The organism is Xenophilus sp. (assembly GCF_044462705.1).
GTDB classification, from domain to species: Bacteria; Pseudomonadota; Gammaproteobacteria; order Burkholderiales; family Burkholderiaceae_C; genus Xenophilus; species Xenophilus azovorans.
In genome coordinates, this window is the sequence record NZ_JBIQNC010000273.1 from 1 (window position 1) to 5,432 (window position 5,432).

A 5,432-nucleotide genomic window follows, 5' to 3' on the forward strand; every position below is an offset into this window, starting at 1 on the left:
TCCTTCGACTGGCAGACCTTGCCCATCGCCGCGCTCAGCTTGTCGAGGATGGCGGGCGGGGTGCCGGCCGGCGCCAGCAGGCCCTGCCAGGCGATGGGCGTGTAGTCGGGCAGGCCCTGCTCGGCGAAGGTGGGCACGTTGGGGAAGCTGGGGTGGCGCTCCTTGCCCGTGATGCCCAGCAGCTTGAGCTTGCCGGCCTGCACGTTCGACGCCGCGGCGGGCAGCCCGTCGTACATGAGCTGGATCTGGCCGGCCAGCAGGTCCGCATAGGGGCTGTTGCTGTTGTAGGGGATGAGGTTGGACTTCACGCCCGCCGCGTTGTTGAACCACACGGCGGACAGGTGCGAGTAGCTGCCGATGCCCTGCGTGGCGACCGAGACGGACTCCGGCCTGGCCTTGAGCTGGGCGATCAGCTCCTTCGCGTCCCGGGCCTGGACGCCGGGGGTGGCGATGAGGCCCGTGTTGAGCACGCCCATCAGGCTGATGGGAGCGAAGTCGCGCTCGGCGTTGAAGGGCAGCTTGCCGTACAGGTGCGGCACCACCGAGAGCGAGCTCGTGGTGCCGATGTACAGCGAGTAGCCGTCGTTGGGGGCCTTGGCGGCGACGTCCGTGCCGATGATGTTCGAAGCGCCGGGGCGGTTCTCCACGTAGAAGGACTGGCCCAGGATCCTGGTGAGTTCGGCCGCCAGTTCGCGGGCGTTGGCGTCCGGCCCGCTGCCGGCAGGGAAGGGGGCAATGATGCGCACCGCCTTGCTGGGGTAGTCGGCCTGCGCGGCGGCGCCGCCGGCGGCCAGGGCCAGCCCTGCGGCCGCCAGGGCCAGCAGGACCCGGCGGGTCGGGGGCTTGTTGGGTCGGGTCATGAGTGTCTCCATCTGCGAATCCGTGCCACTTGCACGGCGCTGGATCATACAAAAACACTTTGTATTGTCAAAATACGAGAAAATAAATATTATTCATCCATCGTCGAATCATGGATGTTCGATCGTTCTCGAATGGAGACAATCTGATGCAAGGCACTTCCCCTTCCGACCTGCAGTTCAGCCACATCGGCCTGTACGTCACCGACCTGCCGCGCATGGCGCGCTTCTACAAGCAGGCGCTGCGCTTCACGCAGACCGACGCCGGCGACCTGGGCGCGGTGCAACTGGTGTTCCTCAGCCGCGATCCGGACGAGCACCACCAGCTGGTGCTGGCCACCGGCCGGCCGGCGGACATGGCCTTCAACGTGGTCAACCAGATCTCCTTCCGCGTGCCCGACCTGGCGGCGCTGCGCCGCTTCCACGACCGGCTGCTGGCCGAGGGCGCGACCGACATGCATCCGGTGACGCACGGCAACGCCGTGTCGGTCTACTGCCGCGACCCCGAAGGCAACCGGCTGGAGCTGTTCATGGACACGCCCTGGTATTGCGACCAGCCGCTGCGCGAGCCGATCGACCTGGCCCAGCCGGACGAGGCCATCCTGGCGCAGGCCGAGGCCATCGCCAGGCGCTTCCCCAAGTTCATGAGCCGCGCGCAGTGGCGGGCCGAGGTCGCGCGCCGCATGCAGGAAGACCGGCATGGCTGAGGCCGCGCCGGTGTACGACGTGGCCATCGTGGGCCTGGGGCCCACCGGCGCCACGCTGGCCAACCTGCTGGGCGCCGCCGGCCGCGCGGTGCTGGTGATCGAGAAGGAGGCGGGCATCTTCCCGCTGCCCCGGGCGATCCACTTCGACGGCGAGGTGCTGCGCATCTTCCAGGCTGCCGGGCTGCGCGAGCAGGTGCTGGCGATCTCGCGCCCGGGCACCCAGGGCATGCACTTCGTCAACGGCGCCGGCGAGACGATGCTCATCCGCGGCGGCTCGGCCGCGCTGGGACCGCACGGCTGCGCCAACAACTACTACTTCCACCAGCCGCAACTGGAGGCGGTGCTGCGCGAGGGCCTGGCGCGCTTCCCGCAGGTGCGGGTGCTGCTGCGGCATGAGCTGACCGCCGTGGCGCAGGACGCCGAGGCCGCCACCCTGAGCTACCGCTCGGCCGAGGACGGCACCGTGCACCGTGCCCGCGCCCGCTACGTGGTGGGCTGCGACGGCGCCCGCTCGCCCATCCGCCAGCACATCGGCAGCCCGATGGTCGACCTGGGCCTGCGCCAGCCCTGGCTGGTGTTCGACGTGGTGCTGCAGCAGCCGGTGGACCTGCCGGACCACACCGTGCAGCACTGCGACCCGCGCCGGCCCATGACCTACTGCAACGTCGTGGGCGCGCGCCGGCGCTGGGAGATCATGGTGCTGCCCGACGACGACCGCGAGGCGATGGTGCAGCCCGAAGCGCTGTGGAAGCTGGTCGCGCCCTGGGTGCGCCCGGAGCAGGCGCGGCTGGAGCGCGCGGCCATCTACACCTTCCACTCGGTGATCGCCGAGGGCTGGCGGCAGGGTCGGCTGTTCCTGGCCGGCGACGCCTGCCACCAGACGCCGCCCTTCCTGGGGCAGGGCATGTGCGCCGGCATCCGCGACGCGTCCAACCTGGCCTGGAAGCTGGACGCCGTGCTCGCCGGGCGCGCGCCGCAGGCGCTGCTGGACACCTACGAGTCCGAACGCAAGCCGCACGTGCGCGCGCTGATCGAACTGGCGGTGCGCCTGGGCAACATCATCCAGACCACCGACCCGGCGCTGGCCGCCGAGCGCGATGCGCGCTTCCGGGCCGGCCGGCCCGAGGTCTTCGAGCTGCCGCCGCAACTGCTGGGCGCGGGCGCCTTCGATCCCGAAGCGCCCGGGCTGGCCGGCCGGCCCTTCCCGCAGCCGCGCCTGCAGGACGGCCGCCTGCTGGACGACCTGCTGGGCCGGCGCAGCGCGGTGATCGGCCGCGCCGACGCGCTGCGCGCCGCCGCGCCCGCCACCGCGCAGCGCTGGCAGCGCTGCGACGCCATCGTCATCGACCGCCCCGATCCGCAGATCGACGCCTGGCTGCAGGCGCACGACGCCCGTGCCGTGATACTGCGGCCCGACCGATATATCGTCGGCGTCGCGCGCTCGGGGCCTGATCTGGATCGCATCTCGCAATACCTTCCCGTCGCGCCATGAAGAAGCATTCACTGGGGGCCTGCCGTGTCGGAAACATCAACGTCCAGCCTGGAGCGCATGCTGGGGGTGCTCGACCTGTTCGACGACACCCATCTCACGCGCACCGCGGAGGATATCGCCCAGGCGCTGGACGTCTCGCTGCCCACCAGCTACCGCTACGTGCGGCTGCTGCTGCAGGCGGGGCTGCTGCAGCGGGTGGAGGAGTCGCACTACGCGCTGGGCCCGCGCATCATCCTGCTGGACCACTACATCCGCCGGGCCGACCCGGTGCTGCGGGTGGGCGTGCCCATCCTGCGCGAGCTGGTGCAGGCCACCGGCTTCGACTGCGTGGTCACCGGCCTGTTCGGCCAGCAGGTGCTCGACACCCATCGCGAGATGGGCGGCGCCCCGGCGGCGCTGTCCTATGGGCGCGGCCGTCCGCGGCCGCTGTTCCTGGGCGGCGCGCCCAAGGTGCTGCTGTCGACCTTCGGCTCGGCGCAGCTCAAGAAGCTGTTCGAGGCGCGCCATGCGGAGCTGGTGCGCTGCGGCCTGCCGGCCGACTGGGCGGGCTTCCGGCGCTACTACGCGGGCATCCGCAAGGCGGGCTACTACGTCTCGCGCGGCGAGCTGGAGCCGCACCTGTCGGCGGTGGCCGCGCCCATCCTGAAACCCGACGGCGGCGCCTGGGCCGCCATCTCCCTCGTGTTCGAGACCTCGCGCCTGGCGATCGTCGACCTTGAGAAGCTGGCCAAGCTGATCACCGAGGCCGCCACGCGCATCGGAGGTCGGCTGGCCTAGATCCATCCACCCTCCCTCCCGTTCACTGAAGGAACCCCATGAAACTCATCAGCTACCAGCACGGCGGCCAGGACAGCTACGGCGCCGTCGTCGGCGACCGCGTGGTCGACCTGCGCGAAGCCTTCGGCGCGCGCGCGCCCGACCTCAAGGCCCTGATCGCCGCCGGCCTCGTGCAGGAGGCCGCCGCCCAGGTCGCCGCCACGCCGGCACCCGCGCTGGCGCTGGCCGACGTGAAGCTGCTGCCGGTGGTGCCCAACCCCGGCAAGATCTTCTGCATCGGCCTGAACTACGGCGAGCACATCCGCGAGACCGGCAAGGAAGTGACCGAGAAGCCGGTGATCTTCCTGCGCGTGGCCGATTCGCAGCTCGCGCACGGCGAGGACATCGTGCGTCCGCGCGTGTCCGAGCGCCTGGACTACGAGGGCGAGATCGCGGTCGTCATCGGCAAGGGCGGCCGCCACATCGCCGAGGCGGATGCCTGGTCGCACATCGCGGGCTACAGCTGCTACAACGACGGCAGCGTGCGCGACTGGCAGCTCCACACCTCGCAGTGGATCCCGGGCAAGAACTTCTGGAAGACCGGCGCCTTCGGCCCGTGGATGGTCACGGCCGACGAGATCGCGCCGGACCAGAAGATGACGCTGATCACGCGCCTCAATGGCCAGGAGATGCAGCGTGCCACCACCGACATGATGGTGCACAGCATCCCGCGCCAGATCGCCTACATCTCGGCCTTCATCCCGCTGGAGCCGGGCGACGTGATCGTCACCGGCACCCCCGGCGGCGTGGGCAACAAGCGCAACCCGCAGGTCTTCATGAAGCCGGGCGACGTGTGCGAGATCGAGGTCGACGCCGTCGGCGTGCTGCGCAACGGCATCCGCGACGAGTGAGCGGTGGGCGAGGCCGCCGAGATCCTGGCGCTCGAGGAGCGCCGCCGCGCAGCCATGCTCGCCGACGACGTCGAGACCCTGCGCACGCTGCTCGCGCCTGACCTGCGCTACGTCCACTCCACCGGCGGCGTCGAGTCGCAGGGCAGCCTGCTGAAGCTGCTGGCCTCGGGCCAGACCGTGTACCGGCAGCTCGCCTTCGCGCTGGCCGTGACCCGCACCGCGGACGCCGCCATCGTCTCGGGCGAGATGCGGGCGCTGGTGCAGCGCGTCGACGTGCAGCGCGAGATCGCCACCTGCTACCTGGCCGTGTGGCTGCGGCGCGCCGGCGCCTGGCAGCTCGCCGCCTTCCAGGGCACGAGCCTGCCGGCGCGCTGAGCAGCGGCCGCCGCTCTTTTCTTCAAAGGACAACCATGCATGATTTCCTGCGCGGCGCCAGGCCGCACCTCCTCGGCCTGATGCTGGCCGCCTTCTGCCTGGGCAGCGCGGCCCAGGACTATCCCTCGCGCCCCATCCAGATGGTGGTGCCCTTCGCCGCCGGCGGCGGGCTCGACCTGAACGCCCGCAACCTGGCGGAGGCCATGTCGGCGCAGCTCGGCCAGCCCATCGCCGTCGCCAACCGCGACGGCGCCGCCGGCACCATCGGCCTGAACGCGGTCGCCGGCGCACGCGCCGACGGCTACACGCTGGCCTTCACCCCCGCCGTGCCGCT

General features: G+C 71.0%; 7 protein-coding genes. 6 read left to right on the top strand and 1 reads right to left on the bottom strand.

Going from position 1 to position 5,432, the window contains the following annotated elements; genetic code table 11:
* A partial coding sequence (locus ACIY1X_RS24410; protein ID WP_399685736.1) for a Bug family tripartite tricarboxylate transporter substrate binding protein occupies positions 1–860 on the bottom strand: 860 nt, incomplete at its 3' end.
* Between the two features lie 146 nt (positions 861–1,006).
* Here ACIY1X_RS24410 and ACIY1X_RS24415 point away from each other — a divergent pair.
* The 6 genes from ACIY1X_RS24415 to ACIY1X_RS24440 form a co-directional block, all read left to right on the top strand.
* Positions 1,007–1,564: a VOC family protein gene (locus ACIY1X_RS24415; protein WP_399685737.1), complete on the top strand. Its 558-nt coding sequence runs from the start codon at positions 1,007–1,009 to the stop codon at positions 1,562–1,564.
* Positions 1,557–3,056, top strand: coding sequence for a bifunctional 3-(3-hydroxy-phenyl)propionate/3-hydroxycinnamic acid hydroxylase (locus ACIY1X_RS24420; protein WP_399685740.1), 1,500 nt, complete (start codon positions 1,557–1,559; stop codon positions 3,054–3,056). Before ACIY1X_RS24415 ends, ACIY1X_RS24420 begins: the two co-directional genes overlap by 8 nt.
* A gap of 24 nt (positions 3,057–3,080) precedes the next feature.
* Positions 3,081–3,833, top strand: coding sequence for an IclR family transcriptional regulator (locus tag ACIY1X_RS24425; protein WP_245610852.1), 753 nt, complete (start codon positions 3,081–3,083; stop codon positions 3,831–3,833).
* 38 nt (positions 3,834–3,871) lie between these two features.
* Positions 3,872–4,723 carry a fumarylacetoacetate hydrolase family protein gene (locus tag ACIY1X_RS24430; protein ID WP_399685743.1) on the top strand — a complete coding sequence of 284 codons (852 nt, stop codon included), beginning with the start codon at positions 3,872–3,874 and terminating at the stop codon, positions 4,721–4,723.
* Positions 4,724–4,726: 3 nt separating this feature from the next.
* Positions 4,727–5,098, top strand: a complete 372-nt coding sequence (locus tag ACIY1X_RS24435) for a nuclear transport factor 2 family protein (protein WP_399685746.1) — start codon at positions 4,727–4,729, stop codon at positions 5,096–5,098.
* Between the two features lie 35 nt (positions 5,099–5,133).
* On the top strand, positions 5,134–5,432 hold a 299-nt coding region (locus tag ACIY1X_RS24440; protein WP_399685749.1), incomplete at its 3' end, for a Bug family tripartite tricarboxylate transporter substrate binding protein.